This window comes from Flavobacterium sp. SOK18b, assembly GCF_014156605.1.
GTDB lineage: Bacteria > Bacteroidota > Bacteroidia > Flavobacteriales > Flavobacteriaceae > Flavobacterium > Flavobacterium tiangeerense.
Genome location: NZ_QKNZ01000068.1, coordinates 1 through 22235, shown reverse-complemented (window position 1 = coordinate 22235; position 22235 = coordinate 1). Strand labels below are relative to the sequence as shown.

Genomic DNA, 22235 nt, shown 5'->3' with positions numbered 1-22235 from the left:
ACTTCTTTTTTTTGTAATTAATTTTATAGAATTATTTGTTTAAATGTAAAAGTCGTGTTTCATTTCACTACTTTATAATTGTTTGATATATAATTTAAGAATTATTTTTCTTCTACAAAATCTTGTAAGTAACTAAATCGTTTTGTTAACTTTCCGTTTTCGGTAATTTTAGATCTTAGTAATATCCCATCTTTATCTTGATTAAAAAAAGCAGGTATTACTTGATTTATAAACATTTCGCCAAACCCTTCACTAGCATCTTTAGGTAATTCACATGGTAAATTGTCAACTGCCATAACTACAACTGCAGCAGGGTGAAAAAAATCAACTTCTCTATCCTCACTAGGTAAATAACCGTACAATGGATCCTCAATAGTTGATGCTCTAAGAGTACATGCAACAGGACCATTTACATCACAAGATACATCCCCAACAATTTTTATTTTACATTCATTTGATTGCAACATAGCTCGAGACAATATTACTGGCGCATCATTTCCATGAAAGTGACCTGCAATATAAATATCCGAAACTTTTGTAAAACGCTCAAAATTGGACTCATAAAGTTGTGGATTTTGATAAAAATCATTAAAATCGTTTGTAGATTTATCTTTTCTAATATTATAATCTAATACATCAATTTGTGTGTAAACAGGTTGGGTGTAATTTTTTGTTAAATAATTCTCAACTGAAATTTCTTTAACTTTGATAGCATCTAAGACCTCTTTGATCCCATTTCCAACTTTACCGGTTCCTGTAACAACAAACTTTATCGGTGGTAGCACTACTCTTTTGAGTTGTAAAATTAAAGCCTCTTTGCCTGTTAATGTTTCAGCTTTGGGCAATTTAAAAAGCTCAAATTTAAGTCCAAATGCTCTTATACTGTTGTAAGCGCCTACAATACCTGCATATCTACCAAAACCAATAAGTCTTTTATTTGATTCATCCACAATGGTTTCATAATCATATAAGTCAATATTTTTTTCTAAAACGGCTTGAAGTAATTTTCTGTTGTAGGGTTGCTTTTTTATGGTATGAGAAAAAAAGAAATAGGACTTGTTTGAAATTAAATTTTCAACAGGAACTTCTTTAACCCCAAACAGGAAATCACAATCACTTACATCGTCTGTAACAGGAATTCCCAATTCTTTATATTGTAAATCCGAAAACACTCTACAATCTGATGATTCCACTTCAATAGATATCCCTTTGTACTCAGACACTATTTGTTGGATGGCATTTGGTGAAAAAATAACTCTACGATCAGGAGGGTTTTTTCTTTCTTTTATAATTCCGAATTTCATGGTATATGTAACTTATAATTAATTTAATATAACTTTATGACGTGTATTTGTTACAAATATAACAAAAGTATCTTGAAAATTGCTTTTTTTCAATAAAAGGATTGCCCAAAGATTTTACTATAGGTTGAATAACAATTTACTAACGATTATCCCTGCGCCGAAAGGCTTATAAAATTGTGTTAAGGTCTAAAATAAGTGCTTCTTAAAAGCCTTCATTTCTATATATTTGCCTTTAAAGCCACTTCTGATGAAATTTCCAAAAAAAACAAATATACTACATATTATACTGCTCCTATTCATTTTAAGCTCTTGCGAGAAGGAGAAAAAGAAAGTAGAACTTAGAGATGATCAACTTCCTAAAACTACTTTGCCTATAATGAAACCTTTATTGCAAAAAGAACCGCAACTAGAAGCACAATTTATTAGTGAAAAAAGAGCACAAATAGATACTTTTTACCAAAAAAACTGGCCTAATAATACTGCTAATGGAAGTTTTCTTGTGGCTAAAAATGGTCAAATCATTTTTGAAAAGTACGAAGGTTTTTCCAACTTTAGCGATAAATCATTAATAAATGCTAACACAGCTTTACATATAGCCTCAGTGAGTAAAGTGATTACGGCAACTGCTATCTTAAAATTAGTAAATGCCAAAAGAATTACATTAGACCAAAAGGTAAATACGCTCTTAACAGAATTTCCATATCCTGATGTAACTATAAGAACGTTGCTTAACCACCGCAGCGGGATGCGTAACTATGCTTATTTTACAGATAGAGATAAAAGTGTTTGGGACAGAAAAAACATTTTAACAAATCAAGACATTCTGACTTTACTTGCCACTAAAAATATCGAATTAGAAAATAAAACAGATACACGGTTTAGTTACTGCAATACTAATTACGCCATTCTTGCTTTAATAATAGAAAAAGTAACCAAGAAAACATATAAAGATGCTATGGCAGCGATTATATTTGAACCTCTTGGTATGAAAAACACTTATGTTTTTGATTACGAGAAAGACAAAAATACAGCAGTAACGTCTTATAAAGGAAATAAGGTTGAAATAGGTAAAGATTATTTAGATGCTGTTTATGGCGATAAAAACATATACTCAACTCCTAGAGATTTATTAAAATTTGACCGTGCCCGAAGTAGTTCTCAATTTCTAAATCCTTCATTATTAAAAGAAGTTTACTTGGGCTATAGCAACGAGAGAAAAGGAACAAAAAATTACGGTCTTGGGATTAGAATGATCAACTGGGATACGGGACAAAACTTTTATTTTCACAATGGTTGGTGGCATGGTAATACCTCATCTTATATAACATTAAAAGAGGAAGGCGTTACAATTATTGCATTGTCTAATAAATTCACAAGAAAAACCTATAATGTTAGGAAGTTGGCCGTTCTTTTTGGGGATTATCCGTTTAAGATTGGAGATGAATAAATTTAGGGATGATTTTTGTTTTAAAGGCTGAAATTAGTTGTACATTTGCAACCTAATTAAAAAAGGGGTCGACTGGTTTTGACAGCGAGTCGAATTGATACATAAGCACGTCGAGAACTGGGACAATTCTCGTTAATAAAAGGTTTCAAAACATTTACACGGCGAAGGAAACTACGCTCTTGCTGCATAATCCGAATTATAGTAAGATTAGCCTCGTCCTACCAGGTAGGAAAGCAGGATTCTCCTCGAAAGCTCTGGTTTTTAGCGTTCGAAACAGGGGAATCGTAAATTAAAACCTAGAATTTTGTAAGCTACGGGCAATTTTCGAAACTAAAGTAGCTAAGCAAAGTGTGGCTGTTTCTGGCCTAGCACTGCGTCGAAAATTCAATCAGGAAATAAGCGCGTAGAAAGTGTATGAATTGCTTGTTTGGACCCGGGTTCGATTCCCGGCGACTCCACTTTAAAAATCCGTAAATACTTTATTTAAAGTTTTTACGGTTTTTTTTTATAGTCTTTTATTTTAACATTTTCCTGTTACTAATTTTAATAAAAAAATATTAATAAAAGTAATAATTAAGCAATTGAATATTTATTCAATACAAGCTTTTAGTAGTAAAATCAGTAACTAGGAAGCATTTTCAAAGTTGAATTATGTTACCTAAAAGCAACCAAAATATTTTCTAGAACATTGCTACAAATTTTTTTAGCATGTTTTTCAATACTTTTCTTGGTGAGTATTACCTTTTAATCCTAGGAGAGTAAACATATCCCAAACTTAGTTCAGAAAAATCAGCTTGACCCAAATTTGCATTTATATTGGCTGCAAGAAATACATTGTATTGTGGAAATTTTTGAGTAGAAAAGGCGTAATACCTAAAACCCAAACGAGAGGAAATTACTTGTTTTATCTTGGCTTTAGACTCAAAATCTTGTGCAATATATTGTCCTGAGCTTGAACTTCCGTTGTTTAAGTACCAATCTAATTTATAGGCAGGTTTGTAAAAATTCACACCCAATTCCGTTTCGACACTGAAATGATTCATTAAAATTTCAAAATTAGCATACACTCCTAAAGTGGTTGCGTTGTGAAATGGATTTTCTTTTAAGTATGCAAATTGATTCTTTGATAACTCATCATTACTTTTTATAAAATCATAATAATCATCATAATAACGGTAATACATACCTAAACCATATTTGTAGGTCTTGTTTTTTATTTTTCCAATGGCAAATGATGCTGTGTAAACGTTTTTAACCGAGTTATAGCCTCTTGCCAACACTTTTTGTCCTAGACCAAAACGGGTAGAAACATAATTTTGTGTCTTTGACTGACTAGTATCTATAATTTTTTTCGAATCAATTAGCTCCTTTTTAGAATACTTAAATTCAGTTTTAAGCGTGGCCAAAACCGAATTCAAACCATGATTAGGCAATCTTGTATGTCCGTTAGAAAAATGCGTTGCCCCCACTCCTAGTTTTACAGCAACTTGGTTTGTTTGTGTCACATCATAATAAACAAAAGACCTAAATGCCCATGTAATAGGCGTTGACACCCCAAAATTACCTGGATTTGTAACCTTATCATAAATCACACTATGATAGGAAGCCCCGAGTCCTACTTGAAAACGAACTCTGTTTGTAAGGCTTTGGAGTACTCCAAAATCTAAAAAAGGCATAACGGCTACACTGTATCCTACTTGCTTTAGATTACCAAAATCAGCGTAAGTAACTGCAATTCCAGTTTTAGGATAATTCAAAAATTTAGCCCATGTTTCATTGTTATAGGTAGTTTTACCAAAAGTTAAATCTATACCTTTTTGATTTTCAGTCTCGGGAAAAATACTTATTGATGGTAATGTTTTACCCATAGAATACCCAAGTCCTATAAAACGATGATCCTTTTTACCATTTGAATCAATTCCTTGTCCGTAACCAATCCTAATTGAAAAAATTAGGAGCAAAAATAGTACTCTTAAAACCATACACTAATTAAAATCTATTACAAAGGCAGAATCTTTAAATTACCACCTAAAAAGCGGTAAAAATAGCAAAAAGAATAACCTAATAGTCAAATCTTTCACCAGATTCAAGGTAATTTTAAATGGAGATTTAATAACTCATACAAATTTATTTAAAATTCAAAGCCTGTTTCGTTCTAAAATTCCACTTTCAAAATACAATGTAACATAAGTCACTGACTGTGGTAAAAAGCATTACTACTTTTGCATAGATAAACCATAATAGGAGACATTTTTTCATACAAATACTTTAAAAAACAACTATGCTTCACATTCTACAAAATTTATTTTCCAAAAACGATAACAGTATCTTAAAAAAAATGATACAAGAGGGCGCCTTGTTAATAGACGTTCGCTCACAAAATGAATTTGTAGAAGGAAATGCAAAAGGATCTGTCAATATTCCCTTGGATCAAATTGAAAATAACCTACACCAGCTTAGGGGTAAAACTAATATTATTGTTTTTTGCAGAAGCGGGAATCGTAGCGGACAAGCAAAATTACTATTAAACAAAAATGGTATTGTTAATGTGACGAATGGCGGTACTTGGGGCAATATTCAAGACATTCTTAGCAAGATTACTGAAAAAAAATAGTGTTATGGAAATTACAAAACAAATTAATAAAGATCTTATTTTAAGAGAAAAATTAGCATTGCAACGAACAACATTGGCAAATCAATCTACATTTCTTTCTTTTTTAAGAACCTCAATGTATTTCTTGATAGCAGGTTTAAGCCTTAAAAATGTGATCAAAGTAGAGAATAGTATCTTGTTTGAAATCATGCTCTTTGGTGCATCTTTCGCAATTTTCACTATTGGGTGTATGAATTATGTAAAACACAAAAAATCAATTGCTTCTAATAAAAAACACATTGGTGAATATCAATTGGAATATTATGAATTTTAGCAAATACCTGCACTATAGAAACAAACTTTGTATCAATTATAATAAAACAGCATGTCTATGGAAATTTTAGAATTAATCAGAGAACCTTGGCCTTGGTATATTGCGGGCCCGCTAGTTGGACTTACCGTTCCGGCTTTGTTAATCATTGGCAACAAATCATTTGGCATTAGTGCTTCATTGCGTCATACTTGCGCCATATGCTTACCCGCAAACATTAAGTTTTTCAAATACGATTGGAAAAAAGAAATCTGGAACATGTTTTTTGTTTTCGGTATTTTATTGGGTGGTATACTTGCGTTCAGCTTTTTATCAAATCCTAATCCGATTATCATTGATGGAGATCTAAAAACCGAATTGGCAGGCTACGGCATTACTGAAATTTACGGAATGTTGCCAGAACAATTATTCTCGTGGGAAAGTTTGTTTACACTCAAAGGATTTTTCATGATGGTCGTTGGTGGTTTTTTCATTGGTTTTGGTTCTCGTTATGCGGGAGGTTGCACTAGTGGTCACGCTATTTCTGGTTTGTCTAATTTACAAATACCATCATTAATTGCAACCTGTTGTTTCTTCATAGGCGGATTGATTATGGCAAACCTTATTTTACCATTTATTCTTTCACTTTAAATCACAAATTATGAAACTAAAAGATCAAAATTCTGATTTCGAAACGCGTTCCCTAGACACCATTTGTATCAACGAAAGCCAATTGGAACACAAGTGGTACCATAATTTAAAATACTTAGTCATTGGTATCTTGTTTGGTATTGTTTTCATCAAAGCAGAAATTATCAGTTGGTATCGCATTCAGGAAATGTTCCGTTTTCAATCTTTCCACATGTATGGTGTAATTGGAAGTGCCGTTGTGGTGGGAATAATTTCCGTTTTCCTGATTAAAAAATTTAATATCAAAACTATTTATGGCGAAAGAATTGAATTTCATGACAAAACCTTCAACAAAGGACAGGTTTATGGTGGACTTATCTTTGGATTGGGCTGGGCAGTAACCGGAGCTTGTCCTGGACCGTTGTTTGCACAAATTGGAACGGGAGCCACCGTGATGATTGTAACACTATTATTTGCAATCGTTGGAACATGGGTTTATGGTTATTTTAGAGATACACTGCCTAATTAATTTCTTAAAAGCTAAAAAATAAGGTTACATATCTTTCTATATAAAAATATATTATTTCATTTTTTTGAAGAGTACTTATATACCTTTTCTATTCCCTCTGTTTTTTAAAAACATAACTTCTATAATTTTACTAGACATAGAGGTACTTACATCTAAATGATTGGATAAAATTTCAATAAGACTTTTTTCCTCTTTTTCTAATGTTCCGTCAGCTAAAAAGACGTCTAAGGCAAGAGCAAACAAGGTTTCTTTATCTTCGGTTTCTATCCAAGAGCAACAACCCTTTATATATTTAAGCTGTCCCAACTCTTGATATAATGCAACGGCAGTTTCATAATAAGGTCCGAAATCTACATTCTTAAATTTTTCTTTAGAATACAGTATTCTTGATAGCGATTTTCTTTCGGCTTCAGATATATAATGATCCGCTTTTATACAAGTATATAAAATTCCTAACCAGGCCTCAGCTTCAGATTGAATTGGGTTTTCTCCCATAATATTAATGTCTTTTTCCAAAATATTTTTTTGCTAAATTTACAATTAACCATTTATAAAAACAATCTAGAATGTGTGTATATTTGGATGTCACAAAAAAATTCAAAATAACAAGAGACTAACACAAACTTAACACCTTAAAGTTGAGCTTAAAAGAGTAACATTTTATATATTAGCATATAAATAACAATTCAAACTATAATTTTTATCTATTGATTTTTTAATTTACTACGAATGTTTTAAATAACTTTGTATTCAGAAAAAATAAAAAAACAAACATACTATGGAAAATAATGCAAAACCAACCTCTTACAATGTAAACGGTGAAAGCAAATGTCCTTTCTCTGGGGCATCATCTGCCGCGCCTAAACAAAGTGTTACTCACGGTAAAACAAATCGTGATTGGTGGCCCAACCAACTCCGTTTAAATATTCTTCGTCAGAATTCATTAGAGAACAATCCCATGGGAGCCAACTTTAATTATGCCGAAGAATTCAAAAAAGTAGATTTAGATACTTTAAAAAATGATATTAAAGAAGTTATCACAACTTCTCAAGACTGGTGGCCTGCAGATTACGGAAGCTACGGTCCCTTTTTTATACGTTTAGCTTGGCACAGCGCAGGAACATACCGTATTGCAGATGGTCGTGGTGGAGCTGGTTTTGGAACACAGCGATTTGCACCCTTGAATAGCTGGCCAGATAATGCCAACTTAGACAAAGCTCGTTTATTGTTATGGCCTATTAAACAAAAATATGGCAACAAAGTTTCATGGGCAGATTTAATGGTATTAGTAGGGAACTGTGCCTTAGAATCAGCAGGATTTAAAACGTTTGGTTTTGCTGGAGGTCGTGTAGACGTTTGGGAACCACAAGAAGATATTTACTGGGGACCAGAAAAAGAATGGTTGTCTTTAAGTACAGAACCACACAGCCGTTACTCAGGGGATCGTGAGTTAGAAAATCCTTTGGCTGCTGTACAAATGGGTCTTATTTATGTAAACCCAGAAGGACCAGATGGAAATCCAGATCCACTATTAGCAGCACGTGACATTAGAGAGACATTTGCACGTATGGCTATGAATGATGAGGAAACAGTTGCCTTGATTGCAGGAGGACACACACTAGGAAAAACTCACGGTGCTGCTGATCCTAATGTATATGTAGGAGCTGAACCAGCAGGTGCATCTATTGAAGAGCAAAGTTTAGGCTGGAGAAATACCTATGGCACTGGAAATGGTGCAGATACCATTACAAGTGGTCTTGAAGGAGCTTGGACTACTACACCAGTAAACTGGAGTAATAATTATTTTGAAAACCTATTTGGTTATGAGTGGGAGTTAACAAAAAGTCCTGCAGGAGCACACCAGTGGAAACCAGTAAATAATGGAGGTTCAGGAACAGTTCCAGATGCTCATGATGCATCAAAAACGCATCAACCAATGATGCTTACAACCGATTTATCTTTGCGTGTTGATCCTGCTTATGAGAAAATCTCTCGTCACTTTTTAGAAAATCCTGATGCTTTTAATGAAGCATTTGCAAGAGCATGGTTTAAGTTGACTCATAGAGATATGGGACCAAAAGTTCGTTATTTAGGAAATGAAGTACCAGCTGAAGAACTAATTTGGCAAGATCCAGTTCCTGAGGTTACATTTGAATTAATTAACGAGCAAGACGTTGAAGCACTTAAGGATTCTGTTTTATCATCTGGATTAAGTATCTCAGAGTTAGTAAGTACCGCTTGGGCATCGGCATCTACTTTTAGAGGATCTGATAAGCGTGGTGGAGCAAACGGTGCTCGTATTCGATTAGAACCACAAAAAAGTTGGAAAGTAAACAATCCTTCACAATTAGATCGTGTTTTAATTACGCTAGAGAATATCAAAAATGAATTCAATTCGCATAATACTGATAAAAAAGTATCTCTTGCCGATCTGATTGTATTAGCTGGAAACGCAGCAGTTGAAAAAGCTGCCGCAAATGCAGGAATTCAAGTTCAAGTTCCTTTTGCCGCTGGACGTACGGATGCTTCACAAGAGCAAACAGATGTTGAGTCGTTTGCGGTATTAGAGCCACAAGCTGATGGATTTAGAAATTATGTAAAAACTAAATATACCGTTTCTGCCGAAGAAATGTTAATTGACAAAGCACAGTTATTGACATTAACTGCTCCAGAAATGACAGTTTTAGTAGGTGGTATGCGCGTATTGAATACCAATTTTGATAAATCTCAAAATGGAGTTTTTACAAGCAGACCTGAAACACTTACTAATGATTTCTTTGTAAACTTATTAGATTTAAGAACTACTTGGAAAGCCGTTTCAGAATCTGATGATGCTTTTGTAGGTAGTGATAGAATAGCTGGAGGATTAAAATGGATTGGAACAAGAGTTGATTTAATCTTTGGTTCTAACTCTGAATTAAGAGCACTTGCAGAAGTTTACGGATACCACGATGCACATGAAAAATTTGTAGCTGACTTCGTATCTGCATGGACTAAGGTGATGAACCTTGATCGTTTTGACTTAGTGTAAATATTGAATTTTAATTTGTTTAAAAGGTGGTCTAGCAATAGGTCACCTTTTTTATGAAATCTATTTTGCTTTTCTCACTATAAAAAATGCCCCAATTAGTGTCTAACTTATTGGGGCATGTTCATTGAGTTGCTTTATAAAACTATAAAATCAAATTACAAAGTATAATCAGTGTTCACAAAATTTGATTCTTTACTATTTAATAATGCTTGTAATATTTCATTATTATACTCATTATCCTTTGAGGCAACAAAGGTTCTAATGGAGAACGAGCGCAACGCATCATGAATACTCAAAGTACCCACCGCAGAATCCTTACGACCTGTAAACGGGTACACATCAGGACCTCTTTGGCAAGAACTATTCAAATTTACTCGACACACTAAATTTACCAAACTATCGATTAATGGTGCAATGGTTTTAATATCCCTACCAAATAAACTAACTTGTTGTCCGTAGTTAGACTCAGCCATATCGTTTAATGGCTCTTGAATATCCTTGAAAGTCATCACAGGAACAACAGGACCAAATTGCTCTTCATGGTACACTCTCATTTCTTTATTCACCGGAAACAATACTGCTGGGAAAATATAATTTGAGGTATGCTCACCCCCTTTTTCATTTAGGATTGTAGCACCATTTTTAATTGCATCATCAATTAACTCCTGGATGTAAGCTGGCTTTTCTTTTTCCGGCAAAGGAGTTAACATTACATCTTTGTCCCAAGGATTTCCAAAATTGAGAGCATCAACTTTTGCAGCAAACCTAGTGTTAAATTCATCAGCAATACTTTCATGAACATATATTATTTTTAATGCTGTACAACGCTGTCCATTAAAAGATAATGAGCCTGCAATACATTCTTGAATAGTCAAATCAAGATCAGCATCTGGTAAAATAATGGCTGGATTTTTTGCTTCAAGTCCTAAAATTAATCGCAATCTGTTTTTATTAGGATGCTGATCCTGAAGTGCAATAGCTGATTTACTATTCCCTATCAACGCCAGAATATCCACTTTCCCAGATTTCATAATTGGCGAAGCTACTTCACGACCTCTACCGTAAATGATATTGATGGCACCTTTTGGAAAACTATTTCTAAAAGCTTCTAACAAGGGCGAAATTAAAAGAACTCCATGTTTTGCTGGCTTAAAAATTACAGTATTACCCATAATCAATGCAGGAATTAGCAATGAAAAAGTTTCGTTTAATGGATAATTATAAGGTCCTAAACACAATACCACACCTAAAGGCCCACGACGAACCATGGCGTTAACACCTTGGCTTTTAGTAAATCGGGATGAATTTCTATCTAATAATTTATAATCTTCAATAGTATCATAAATGTATTCCACGGTTCTATCAAACTCTTTTTCAGAATCTGGCAATGATTTTCCTATTTCCCACATTAGGAACTTTACTACCTCAGCTCGAGTTGTTTTCATTTGCTTGACAAAATTTGTCATGCACTTAATACGATCCGACACTTTCATGGTAGGCCAAAGTCCTTGACCATTGTTATAGGCATTACTTGCTGCTTGCACAGCTTCTAGAGCTTCCTCTTCTCCCATAAATGGTATTGAACCAAGAATGGTAGGGCCGTATTCCAGAGTAGATGAAATTGTAGAAAAAACAGCAGTAGTTTGTCCCTCCCATTTTTTTAATTCACCATCAACAAGATAGGTGTCTTGATTTAATAAACTCTTAATCTGATATTCTTCGGGAATCACATTCATTTTTTTGAGGTTTAAAATTAAAAATCAGCAAGCGCATGCGCAATATTAAGGCGTTACTACAGTACCTTCCCAATCTAAAATACCTCCTAGTAAATTATAGGTGTTCTCAAATCCTAATTGATTCATAATTTCACAAGCCTTTGCACTACGCATACCTGATCTACAGTATATATAATATTTCTTGTTTTTGTCTAATGCTTCAATTTCAGTTACAAAATCTTGTCCCCTATGAATATCAATATTTATGGCATTAGCTATAAAACCATCATTGAATTCGTCTTCAGTTCTTACGTCTAAAATTACTGTGTTTTGGTCGGCCTCATATTGAGAAACCCACTCTTCTTGTGTTAAATTCATAGTATTGTTTTTTGTAAAAATACGATGTTTTTAGCAAACAATTATCGTATCAATTGTTAATTAGATATTAATCCTAAGAAAACGATTGCGTAAAACATTCACTATCAATAAAATAAATAACAAACTTGATAAGCCTACAAAATCGATAGGAATTTGGATTTCAACAACCTATTAATGAGGGATTTAATTGTATTTTGCATTTAAAAAAAACTGATAAATTTGGCATTTTAGATTACTTTTATGGAAAATATAAATTCAACAAATGATTGACTTCATAAAAAAATCATTCAATTCCTTTTCTGCTGATTTGGTTCACGATATAGAAAATAATGCAGTTTTACAATCATATCCAGCTGGAACCGTAATTATGCGTACAGGTCAGTATATAAAAAGTACCGTACTAGTTATTCAAGGAAAAATAAAAATTTACAGGGAAGATGAAAATGGAGGGGAATTTTTCATGTATTATTTACAACCTGGTCAAGCATGCGCCATTTCTATGATATGTGCTACTAAAAACGAAAAAAGTCAAATTATGGCACTTGTTGTAGAGGATGTTGATCTGGTAATGATTCCGTTGCCATTGATGGATAAATGGATGATGCAACACCGAAGCTGGTACGAATTTGTTATTGACACCTACAGAAGCCGCTTTGAAGAAGTTCTTGAAGTGATAGATAGCATTGCCTTTAGAGCTATGGACGAAAGATTAGAATTTTATTTGCAAAGGCATTCAACCTCTTGTGGCTGTAAAGAACTAAAACTTTCTCATCAAGAAATAGCATCTGACTTAAATACATCAAGGGAAGTAATTTCTCGATTGTTAAAAAAAATGGAACAAAGAGGAAAAGTGTCACTTCATCGTAATAATATCGAACTTCTTTAAAACTAACATTTTACGTTTTTAAAAATCAGTTCACCTTTCAACAACATCGTTTATGGAATATTTAGGGTACATTGCATCCATCATAATTGGGCTATCACTAGGATTAATAGGCGGTGGTGGATCCATTCTTACCATACCTATTTTAGTATATCTTTTTAAAATAGATCCTGAAATAGCTACCAGCTATTCTCTTTTTATAGTAGGCATCACGGCATTATTTGGATGTATTAGTCATTACAAAATGGGGAATTTAAAAATCAAATCGGCTTTGTATTTTGCCATACCATCAGTTGTTTCAATATTAATAATTCGTGAAGTTATATTTCCCAAAATAGCCACTACCCTATTCTCAATAGCCTCTTATCAAGTCTCAAAAAATGTTCTTATTATGGCTGTTTTTTCAGTTCTCATGATTGCATCGGCACTTGCCATGATTAGAAAATCTAAAACAGTAGTAGTAACTTCAACTAAAACTAATTATCTACAGCTGAGTGGCATTGGATTTATCATCGGGATTGTAACGGGATTTCTAGGAGCAGGAGGCGGATTTTTAATTATACCTGCTCTTTTATTCTTTGCAAATTTACCCATGAAGCAAGCAGTTGGCACGTCATTGCTTATTATTTTCATCAACTCGAGTATTGGTTTTGGCGGAGATTTATACATTGGTACACCCATAAATTATAAAATTCTTTTTTTAATATCGGGGATGGCGTTTATAGGAATGATCATTGGTTTACAGCTTTCAAAAAAAATAGATGGAGCGCAACTAAAACCTATTTTTGGTTGGTTTGTGCTTTTTATGGGCATATACATAATTACTAAAGAATTTTTTTTTAAATAAAAACTTTATGTAACAAATATCACTGTACAAACAAAAAAACAGAAGTACATTTGTACTAATAAAAAATTATAAAATGAAAATTGAACAAATATATACAGGATGTTTAGCACAAGGTGCCTATTATATTACTTCAAATGGTGAAGCTGCCATAATAGACCCGCTTAGAGAAACGCAGCCATATCTTGATAGATTAAAAAGAGACGGTGTGGCATTAAAATACATTTTTGAAACGCATTTTCACGCTGATTTTGTGTCCGGACACTTAGATTTGAGTCGTTCTACAAATGCTCCTATTGTTTATGGTCCAAATGCCACTTGTGAATTTGAATGCATAACAGCAATTGACGGTCAAATTTTTACTTTAGGAAATGTTACAATCAAGGTGTTGCATACTCCAGGACACACCATGGAAAGTACTACGTTTTTATTAATTGATGAAAACGGAAAAGACCATGCCATTTTTTCTGGTGACACCTTATTCATAGGTGATGTTGGAAGACCTGATTTGGCTCAAAAAGCGGCTCACATGACACAAGATCAGCTTGCAGCTACCTTATATCATTCTTTACGTGATAAAATTATGACCTTGGCAGATGATGTTATTGTGTATCCTGCGCATGGTGCGGGTAGCGCTTGCGGAAAAAACATGAGCAAAGAAACGGTTTCTACCATTGGGAATCAAAAAGAAACAAATTATGCCCTACGTGCAACAATGACTGAGGCTGAGTTTATTGCAGAAGTTACGGATGGTTTATTGCCTCCGCCAGCGTATTTTGGTATGAATGTAGCCATGAATAAAAAAGGCTATGACAGTTTTGAAAGTGTTCTCAATTTAGGAATGCGAGCACTAACTCCTAGAGAATTTGAAACTGCTGCCGAAGAAAATGGTGCATTACTTCTTGATACTCGTAAAAACGGTGTTTTTGCAAAAGGATTTATCCCGCAATCAATAAACATAGGTATAGATGGTGATTTTGCTCCTTGGGTAGGCGCACTAGTGGCTGATGTACAACAACCTATATTGATAATTTGCGAAGTAGGACAAGAGGAAGAAACAGTAACGCGATTGAGTCGTGTAGGGTTTGATAACTTATTAGGTCATCTTGACGGAGGATTTGATGCGTGGGTGAATACTGGAAATGAAGTAGATACAATCAATAGAATTTCGGCAGGACAATTTGAACAAGAAGTAAAAATAGGTGAAAGCAAGATCGTTGATATTAGAAAAGAAACTGAATATAGTGCAGAACACGTAGATGAAGCCTATAATAAGCCACTTGCCGCTATAAATGAATGGATTAAAGATATTGACCCAAAAGAACATTTTTACATTCATTGTGCTGGTGGTTACCGCAGTATGATTGCGGCATCTATCCTTGAGGCTCGCGGTTTTAGAAACTTTACCGAAATTGAAGGAGGATTCAACGCAATTGCAAAAACGAGTATTCCAAAAACAGATTTTGTCTGCCAAAGTAAAATATTAAAATAATAAATCCTTCAGGAATAATTCTGTAGTAAATACTTAGAAACCCAAACTAGAAGTAACAATTAGAACAAAAAAATAATATGTCTGATTTAAAATGTTGTGTAGTCAGCTGCGAACAACCCATTGATGCTAATTATTGGGAATCGCAATATGTTGCACAAACTACAAAGTGGGATTTGGGAACCATAGCGCCACCACTTCAAGAATTTATAAATACTATAACCAATAAAGACTGGCGTATTTTAATTCCTGGTTGCGGCAACAGTCACGAGGCTGATTACTTGCTACAAAATGGTTTTACTAACATCACTGTTATTGATATTGCACCATCACCGGTTGCAGCCTTAACAAAAAAACATGCTAACAATCCAAACATAAAGATTATTCAAGGTGATTTTTTTACACATTCTGGTCAATATGACTGTATTATAGAACAAACCTTTTTCTGTGCTATTCCACCCTTCATGCGACAAAAATACATGTGGAAAATGCACCAACTTTTAGCTGAAAATGGAATTCTAGTTGGCCTGTTTTTTAACAGAGAATTTGAGTCTGGGCCTCCTTTTGGCGGAAGCCAAAAAGAATATGAAGCCCTTTTTAAAAATGCTTTCCGTATCCAAAAAATGGAGATTGCTCAGAACTCCATTTCGCCAAGAGCTAATTCAGAGTTGTTTTTTACGTTTGAAAAAAACACGAATGTGATTGTGAACTTGTATGAATTAAAAGGAGTTACTTGCTCTACATGTGCCGAAACAATAGATTCAAAATTAACTGATATCGAAGGTATACTTCAAGTTTCAATAAGTACAAACTTCCAAGAAATTGTCATTGTAAGTCAATCAATGATTGCAATTGAAAAACTTCAAGAAGCTCTTTTATATGAAGCTAATTATTCAATTGCGCCGCAAAGTACTATCTAGAAAATATGCAGTACTAATTTGTATTGAACTTAATATCTCTAAAAACCATAAAAAAGGTATTTGACTACTCAAATACCTTTTTTTTATGAACCTCATCGTTGAAAGTTATTTTTTCAACCAAGCTTGTAACACGCGCTCTAAATCCGTTTGAATTATTGGTTTAGGAAGATAATCATTCATTCCTGCTTCAAAACATTTTTCTTTGTCACCCACCATAATTCCGGCTGTAATTGCAATTATAGGAATATTTTGAGAGTTTTCAAATTTTCTAATCTCATCAGTGGCTTCATAACCGTTTTTATTAGGCATTTGTATGTCCATAAGAATTACATCAGGTCTTTCTTTATCGTACAACAATACTGCTTCGTTTCCATCTTTGGCTTCAAAAATTTGACAATTAGAAATGATTCTTTTAACCAATGTTTTGGCTAAAAGCATGTTTATTTTATTATCCTCAACAATCAAAACTCTCTTATTGTCTAGTATGCACTCAGGAGCTATACTTATGATATTACTTTTTGGAATGATTGGTATTTCTGTATCATTTTTGAAACTCGATCTTGTAAATTTAACCACAAAGTAAAAATCACTACCATCACCGTATTTACTTATTAATTCTAACTTACTATCCATCAATGCCAACAACTGATTTGAGATAGCCAGTCCTAATCCAGTACCACCAAATTTTCTATTTGTAGAATTGTCTTCTTGTACAAAGGATTTGAATATTTTTTCGTTATTATACGTTTTGATTCCTACGCCGGTATCCTTAACCGAAAACTTAATTGTTGCTGATTGTTTTTCATTTTTATCAATTTGACTAATATCCAATCTAATTTCTCCAAAATGAGTAAACTTTATTGCATTGCTTAACAAGTTTACTAAAATTTGCTTGAGTCTAACAGAGTCGGCCACGATGTATTGCGGCACTGATTTTTCAATATCAAGAATTAAGTTAATATTTTTTTTGATGGCCTGAATCTTAAACAAGTTGATTACTTGATTGGTAAGCTTAAAAAGATTTACTTTTTCCAAATTCAACTCCAGTTTACCCGACTCAATTTTGGAGAAATCCAAAACATCATTTACAATATCCATCAATGAAGTAGCTGATTCATTGACGGTGGTCATGTACTCTGCTTGGTTTTTCTTAAGATTAGACTTCATTAACAAATGAGTAAATCCTATGATACCATTTAACGGTGTTCTAATTTCATGACTCATATTTGCTAGAAAATCTGTCTTAGCTTTATTAGCACTCTCAGCTTGCAGTTTTGCACTTATAAGTTCCATTTCCATTACTTTTTGTTCTGTAATATCTATAAAACTAATTACAATTTCAGTAATGTTTTCGTCTTGGTTTAATTCTGGATAGCCATTTACTAGCAACCAAACAGTATCTTCAAGTGAGTGACGTTGGACTCCTATAGTAAATTTTTTAATCGCTTGTTTAGTAGCTACAATTTGGTTAACTGGATAATTTTCGAAAGTCATAATAGATCTATCTTCATTCAAAAATTCCCATGTTGAATCGATGGCTGTTAGGCCTTTCATTTGATCATCAGTTAACCCTAATAGTTCTGATGCTTTTTTATTATTGACAATTATTGCTGTATCCGCCCCATGAACAACAATACCAGCATCTAAGTTATTCAATAAACCTCTATATCTTTCTTCACTTTTAAATAACGCAAAATCAGATTCTTTTGCTTTCGTAATATCTCTACAAAGACAAATAAAGTGAATTTCATTTTCTAAATTTTCTTTCATTGGTGCAACCGAAAGTTCGAACCAATGTGTCTCTTGATTCAATTCAAGAGAGTATTGTTTACCCGCAGAAAATCCCTCTTTTGAAGCCTCTTGAATGGCTTCTAAAATAATATTTGAGGCATCCTCAGGAAGTACATCCGAAAACTTTTTTTCAAGAAAATATTCCTGTGGCACAGCCAGTAAATCATCTCTACGAGAGTGATAATTAAAAATTTTACCTTCAAGATTAATTTCAAAAAGCATATCTGGTATTGCACCGAGTATGGCCTCCATTTTTTTATGCATACGCATAAACTCGTCATCAATATGTTTACGCTCACTTACATCTCTTACAATAGCTACGATCCTACCATCTACAATTTTCTTGGCAGTAATTTCAACTGCTATTAGAGTTCCGTTTTTGTGCATCATGTTGCATTCCATTAACGTTTGCTCGCCGTTGATTAATTCATTAAATATTATTTGTCTTTTGACCAGCTCATCTATAATGTATAAATTCTTAAAGTTTTTGGTACATAATTCTTCTTTTGTAAAACCAAGCATTTTACAAGCGCTTTCATTAACTTCAAGTAATTTACCTTTGCTATTACTAATCATAATGGCATCTGAGGCTTGCTCAATCAAACTTTTATAGCGTTCTTCGCTGTTTACAAGCTGCTCTTTGATATTTTTTAATTCGGTAATTTCGGTCAATGCTCCATTGAGTAATGTTGCTCTTCCCTCTTCATCTCTAGAAATTACACCTCTATCAAAAAATATTCCATACGTTCCATCTGCTTTCTTGAATCGAAATTCATCAGACCAAGTATCAGAGGTTCCAGCATATGTTTCTTCCAGTTTTTTGATAACTCTATCTTTATCGTCTGGATGGAGTTTTGAACGCCAAACAATCATATTATTGACACCATTTGGTACTGTGCTACCAAAACCTAATAGGTCAATAAATGTTTGATTATTCCAACTCTCACCAGTTATTAAGTTTACTTCAAAAACAGCATCATTGGTAGCTGCTGAGATCATTTCAAAACGCTCATTGGCGGCTCTAATTTTTTCTTCTGCTTTTTTAATTTCGGTAAGATCGACTCCCATACCTACAATGCACTTTTTACCTTCGTATGAGATACATCTAGAGTTTACATAGTACGGAATTTTATTTTTAGACTTTGTAAAGAATTCAAGCTCAAAACCTTCGCTATTTAAATCCGAATTGCCTTGTTCGGTTTCAAAAATAGATTGAATTCGGGAAGCGAGTCTCTTTTTTTGATCGTCATCAAAGAAATCAAGTGGACTCATATTCAAAATTTCTTCTTCATTATATCCCATGATTTCTTCAAAGTTTTGATTCCATTTTACAAATTTTCCATTTTCGTCATAGAGATAAAAAATTCCAGGAAGGCTATTTATAACAACTTCGGAAAGCTGTTTTTCTTTCAAAATTTCTGATTCTGCAAGTTTACGCTCAGTGATATCTGTAATGGTACCTATATAACCTAGTATTTCATTTTTTACATTTCTCTCTGGTATTGCCTTACCCATTACCCAAGATACTGAGCCATCTGGACGTACAAATCTGTACTCCGAAAATGACGAGTTCATTTTTTTAGAATCATTATTCCAACGACCAGCAAGGTTTGTTAGATCATCTTGATGCACAGCCTTAAACCAACCGTACCCTAATGCTTCTTGAAAAGACAAACCTGATAATTGACTCCAATAAGGATTAACATAAGTAGTGTATCCTTTAGGGTCTGTTCTGAAAATTCCTACAGGAGAAACTTCGGTTAAAGTATGGTATCGTTGTTCACTTTCAAATATAGATTCCTCTGCCTTTTTTCGAAGTGCCTCTTTTTCAAATATTTCAAGCGCAAAAGATATATCTTCTGTAGCCTCAATAAGTAAAGAAATCTCTTCATCATCAAAAAAATTAATCTCACCAGCGTAAAATGTAAAGACTCCTACTACATTCCCAAACTTCATAATAGGTATAGCTAGTAATGATTTGTAATTTCTACCCAAGGCCTCTTGCTTCCAAAGATTCATTGTCGAATCAGTCTCAATGTTGTTACAAACTACATGCTTTTTATCATTAACCGATCTTCCTATTGGTCCTTGACCCTCAGGAAATTTTTTATTTGTAGAAATTGTCTTTATTACAGAAACGTAATTTTCATGCTCCCCAGCAACCATGACAGGAAGTACTTTTTCACAGTCTGGATCAATCATACCAATCCATGCTAGCTTAAACTTACCTATGTCTACTGCAATTGTACATGCTTCTCTAAATAAAGTTTGCTCATCTGTGGTACGCACAATCATTTGATTCATTTGACTTATAAATGAATATAGCCTACTAGCTTTAATGATTTTTTGTTCTCCTAGAATTCGATCCGTAATATCCGTAATAATACCATGACAAATTACAGTCCCCTCAGGTTCCAATACAGGCAACGAGTTTACATCATGCCAAACCATTCCTTTTTGCGGGTGAAAATATCGGTATTGCGTTTTTAGTGGGACTAGATTTGTTTTGGTTATTTTGATATTCTCTACAACGGTATGAACATCATCCGGATGAATGCGTTCAAATAGTTTACAAGTATCAAACTCAATTTCATCAAAAGTATAACCATAAATTTCTTGAATGGCATTACTAGCATACGTATAAGATAAAGATTGATCAACATTTAGTCTCATGGAATATATTAAACCCGGAGAGGTAGCTGCAATCTTAAAAAATTTATTACGTTCCTCATTTAATAATTCTTGTGCTTTTTTAGTAGATGTTACGTCTCTTAAATTAATAACAATACCTCCTATATCAGGATCATGCAGTAAATTGTTAACATATCCTTCGAGCCAGATGTAATGACCTTTTTTGTGTTTTAATTGTAAGGAAATTGAAAAGGGTGCACCAGGTTCATTGAGTGCTTTTTTTAATAAATATGGTATTTCTTTTTGATCATCGGGATGAATAAAATCAAAAACTGATATATCGTTGAAATCTTCATGTGACCATCCAGTAACTCTTTGTGCTGATTCACTCCTAAAGATGATGTTTAATTTTTCATCCACTAAGGAAATGATATCAACATTATTTTCTATCAATGCTCTAAAACGACGCTCGTTTTGAGCAATTTTATCTTCAATAGCTTTTTTCTCGGTAATATCTTTTACAAAACCTAGAAACCTATTTTCGGAAATTTTTACTGCTTCAACTTGCCAGTATCGTTTAGAACCGTTTTTTAAAAATGCCTGAATTTCTTTTTTAGCAACTCCTTTTTCAACTAAATTTTTAAATTCTTTATAATACTCCTTGTGATTTTCTATTCCGGATAAATCCCCAAACTTTTTAGTGAGCAACTCCTCTCTTGAATAGCCAGAAAGCACAGAAGCAGCGTGGTTCACTTCGAGATAATTGCCATCCTCATCTAAAACAAACACACCATCAGGAGCATTTTCTATGTAATTTTGAAACTTTAAATCACTTTCTTGCTGAATTAATTGTATCTGCTGATCAACCTCAACTTTTTCACGTTGTTTAATTTCAGATTCGATTCGCTTTTTTTCAGTTATATCTTGTACAGTTCCATTAAAGGCAATGATTCTTCCTGTTTGGTCTTCCTGAGGAATGACAATGGCATACAACCATTTTACATCATGGTTTGAAAGATTAACTTTTCGCTCTAAATAAAACTCTTTTTTATCAATTTTTGCATTATTTATTTTTTCTAGAAAAAAAGAAGAATCCTCTTTTGAAAAAATATTTAAAAATTCCTGAAATAAATCTTGGCCAGCCGCCTTTGTTAATTCATAAATAGCATATAATTCCTTGGACCAAAACATTTCTTTGGTATCTAACTCATATCTCCAGCTACCCATTTTTGCAATATGTTGGGCATCATTGAGTAATTTTTCACTTTCTGATAATTGCTCTTGAATTCTTTTTACACACGTTACGTCTCTACCTATACCATAAGCTAAACCGTGTTCATGTGATACGGTGATAATCCATTGGATAGAAATAATCTCACCATTTTTTTTTACATAACGATTTTCAAAATTTATTGATTCTTTTTCCGTACCAAGCCTTTTTACTTCATCTATACTTTTTTCAAGATCTTCAGGATGTATAAAATTCAGAAAAGGCTGCGATAAAAGTTCTTCTTCAGTATAACCTAAAACTACTGCAAATGTTGGATTAATTTCTTTAAAATACCCATCAGTACTTGCTACACATACAAAATCCTGTGAACTATGAATCAATTGTTCAAAGTTATTTTTACAAGATTCTTTTTCTATAAAAGTTTGAAGTTGTATTTCTTTTTGCTTTACTAAAATAAGCAATTCATCATAGCTGTAATTAGCCTCATTCATAAAACATTAGATTAAAGT

16 protein-coding genes and 1 other RNA gene are annotated in these 22235 nt (G+C 33.4%); 11 read left to right on the top strand and 6 right to left on the bottom strand.

Annotated features, from left to right (window positions below; translation table 11 throughout):
• Positions 1–101 precede the first annotated feature (101 nt).
• Positions 102–1304: an NAD(P)-dependent oxidoreductase gene (locus DNC80_RS10890; RefSeq protein ID WP_182651245.1), complete on the bottom strand. Its 1203-nt coding sequence runs from the start codon at positions 1302–1304 to the stop codon at positions 102–104.
• A gap of 247 nt (positions 1305–1551) precedes the next feature.
• On the opposite strand from DNC80_RS10890, the gene DNC80_RS10885 reads away from it, so the two are divergent.
• A complete protein-coding gene (locus tag DNC80_RS10885; protein ID WP_182651244.1) occupies positions 1552–2751 on the top strand; it encodes a serine hydrolase in 1200 nt (399 codons plus the stop codon).
• Between the two features lie 64 nt (positions 2752–2815).
• Positions 2816–3212: a transfer-messenger RNA gene (gene ssrA / locus DNC80_RS10880) on the top strand.
• Positions 3213–3488: 276 nt separating this feature from the next.
• Here the strand turns inward: ssrA and DNC80_RS10875 are convergent.
• Positions 3489–4712: an acyloxyacyl hydrolase gene (locus tag DNC80_RS10875; RefSeq protein WP_182651243.1), complete on the bottom strand. Its 1224-nt coding sequence runs from the start codon at positions 4710–4712 to the stop codon at positions 3489–3491.
• Between the two features lie 377 nt (positions 4713–5089).
• Between DNC80_RS10875 and DNC80_RS10870 the strand changes: the two genes are divergently transcribed.
• From DNC80_RS10870 to DNC80_RS10855, 4 genes are read left to right on the top strand one after another with little or no spacing between them, the layout of a single operon-like run.
• Positions 5090–5365 (top strand): rhodanese-like domain-containing protein, encoded by a 276-nt coding sequence (locus DNC80_RS10870; protein ID WP_255493226.1) that lies wholly within the window; start codon positions 5090–5092, stop codon positions 5363–5365.
• Positions 5366–5369: 4 nt separating this feature from the next.
• Entirely contained in the window at positions 5370–5678 is a 309-nt protein-coding gene (locus tag DNC80_RS10865; RefSeq protein WP_182651241.1) for a DUF202 domain-containing protein, read from the top strand.
• Between the two features lie 57 nt (positions 5679–5735).
• Entirely contained in the window at positions 5736–6305 is a 570-nt protein-coding gene (locus DNC80_RS10860; protein ID WP_220485235.1) for a YeeE/YedE family protein, read from the top strand.
• A 10-nt stretch (positions 6306–6315) separates the two neighbouring features.
• Positions 6316–6813, top strand: coding sequence for a DUF6691 family protein (locus DNC80_RS10855; RefSeq protein WP_182651240.1), 498 nt, complete (start codon positions 6316–6318; stop codon positions 6811–6813).
• Positions 6814–6888: 75 nt separating this feature from the next.
• Here the strand turns inward: DNC80_RS10855 and DNC80_RS10850 are convergent, their stop codons facing one another.
• Positions 6889–7308, bottom strand: coding sequence for a TerB family tellurite resistance protein (locus tag DNC80_RS10850; protein ID WP_182651239.1), 420 nt, complete (start codon positions 7306–7308; stop codon positions 6889–6891).
• A gap of 283 nt (positions 7309–7591) precedes the next feature.
• On the opposite strand from DNC80_RS10850, the gene katG reads away from it, so the two are divergent.
• Positions 7592–9844, top strand: coding sequence for a catalase/peroxidase HPI (gene katG / locus DNC80_RS10845; protein ID WP_182651238.1), 2253 nt, complete (start codon positions 7592–7594; stop codon positions 9842–9844).
• Positions 9845–9999: 155 nt separating this feature from the next.
• Here the strand turns inward: katG and DNC80_RS10840 are convergent, their stop codons facing one another.
• Together DNC80_RS10840 and DNC80_RS10835 are read right to left on the bottom strand one after the other, a co-directional pair.
• Positions 10000–11580, bottom strand: coding sequence for an NADP-dependent glyceraldehyde-3-phosphate dehydrogenase (locus DNC80_RS10840; protein WP_182651237.1), 1581 nt, complete (start codon positions 11578–11580; stop codon positions 10000–10002).
• 45 nt (positions 11581–11625) lie between these two features.
• Positions 11626–11937, bottom strand: a complete 312-nt coding sequence (locus DNC80_RS10835; protein ID WP_182651236.1) for a rhodanese-like domain-containing protein — start codon at positions 11935–11937, stop codon at positions 11626–11628.
• 262 nt (positions 11938–12199) lie between these two features.
• Here DNC80_RS10835 and DNC80_RS10830 point away from each other — a divergent pair, with 262 nt between their 5' ends.
• From DNC80_RS10830 to DNC80_RS10815, 4 genes are all read left to right on the top strand, one after another.
• Entirely contained in the window at positions 12200–12823 is a 624-nt protein-coding gene (locus DNC80_RS10830) for a Crp/Fnr family transcriptional regulator (protein WP_144893662.1), read from the top strand.
• A 52-nt stretch (positions 12824–12875) separates the two neighbouring features.
• A complete protein-coding gene (locus tag DNC80_RS10825) occupies positions 12876–13667 on the top strand; it encodes a sulfite exporter TauE/SafE family protein (RefSeq protein ID WP_182651235.1) in 792 nt (263 codons plus the stop codon).
• Positions 13668–13740: 73 nt separating this feature from the next.
• On the top strand, positions 13741–15156 hold the full coding sequence (locus DNC80_RS10820; protein ID WP_182651234.1) for a rhodanese-like domain-containing protein: 1416 nt from the start codon (positions 13741–13743) through the stop codon (positions 15154–15156).
• 77 nt (positions 15157–15233) lie between these two features.
• The gene (locus DNC80_RS10815) at positions 15234–16073 is read left to right on the top strand and encodes a methyltransferase domain-containing protein (protein WP_144893656.1); all 840 of its coding nucleotides are present in this window, start codon (positions 15234–15236) and stop codon (positions 16071–16073) included.
• 105 nt (positions 16074–16178) lie between these two features.
• Here DNC80_RS10815 and DNC80_RS10810 read toward each other — a convergent pair whose 3' ends face one another.
• On the bottom strand, positions 16179–22217 hold the full coding sequence (locus tag DNC80_RS10810) for a PAS domain S-box protein (protein WP_182651233.1): 6039 nt from the start codon (positions 22215–22217) through the stop codon (positions 16179–16181).
• Positions 22218–22235: the final 18 nt, after the last annotated feature.

What these genes read in the sequence shown, in the direction of transcription:
- DNC80_RS10865 (WP_182651241.1), top strand. Translation starts at nt 5,370, where the DNA reads ATGGAAATTACAAAACAAATTAATAAAGATCTTATTTTAAGAGAAAAA.
- DNC80_RS10855 (WP_182651240.1), top strand. Translation starts at nt 6,316, where the DNA reads ATGAAACTAAAAGATCAAAATTCTGATTTCGAAACGCGTTCCCTAGAC.
- DNC80_RS10870 (WP_255493226.1), top strand. Translation starts at nt 5,090, where the DNA reads ATGATACAAGAGGGCGCCTTGTTAATAGACGTTCGCTCACAAAATGAA.
- DNC80_RS10825 (WP_182651235.1), top strand. Translation starts at nt 12,876, where the DNA reads ATGGAATATTTAGGGTACATTGCATCCATCATAATTGGGCTATCACTA.
- DNC80_RS10815 (WP_144893656.1), top strand. Translation starts at nt 15,234, where the DNA reads ATGTCTGATTTAAAATGTTGTGTAGTCAGCTGCGAACAACCCATTGAT.
- DNC80_RS10890 (WP_182651245.1), bottom strand. Translation starts at nt 1,304, where the DNA reads ATGAAATTCGGAATTATAAAAGAAAGAAAAAACCCTCCTGATCGTAGA.
- DNC80_RS10810 (WP_182651233.1), bottom strand. Translation starts at nt 22,217, where the DNA reads ATGAATGAGGCTAATTACAGCTATGATGAATTGCTTATTTTAGTAAAG.
- DNC80_RS10835 (WP_182651236.1), bottom strand. Translation starts at nt 11,937, where the DNA reads ATGAATTTAACACAAGAAGAGTGGGTTTCTCAATATGAGGCCGACCAA.
- DNC80_RS10885 (WP_182651244.1), top strand. Translation starts at nt 1,552, where the DNA reads ATGAAATTTCCAAAAAAAACAAATATACTACATATTATACTGCTCCTA.
- DNC80_RS10830 (WP_144893662.1), top strand. Translation starts at nt 12,200, where the DNA reads ATGATTGACTTCATAAAAAAATCATTCAATTCCTTTTCTGCTGATTTG.
- DNC80_RS10850 (WP_182651239.1), bottom strand. Translation starts at nt 7,308, where the DNA reads ATGGGAGAAAACCCAATTCAATCTGAAGCTGAGGCCTGGTTAGGAATT.
- DNC80_RS10860 (WP_220485235.1), top strand. Translation starts at nt 5,736, where the DNA reads ATGGAAATTTTAGAATTAATCAGAGAACCTTGGCCTTGGTATATTGCG.
- katG (WP_182651238.1), top strand. Translation starts at nt 7,592, where the DNA reads ATGGAAAATAATGCAAAACCAACCTCTTACAATGTAAACGGTGAAAGC.
- DNC80_RS10840 (WP_182651237.1), bottom strand. Translation starts at nt 11,580, where the DNA reads ATGAATGTGATTCCCGAAGAATATCAGATTAAGAGTTTATTAAATCAA.
- DNC80_RS10820 (WP_182651234.1), top strand. Translation starts at nt 13,741, where the DNA reads ATGAAAATTGAACAAATATATACAGGATGTTTAGCACAAGGTGCCTAT.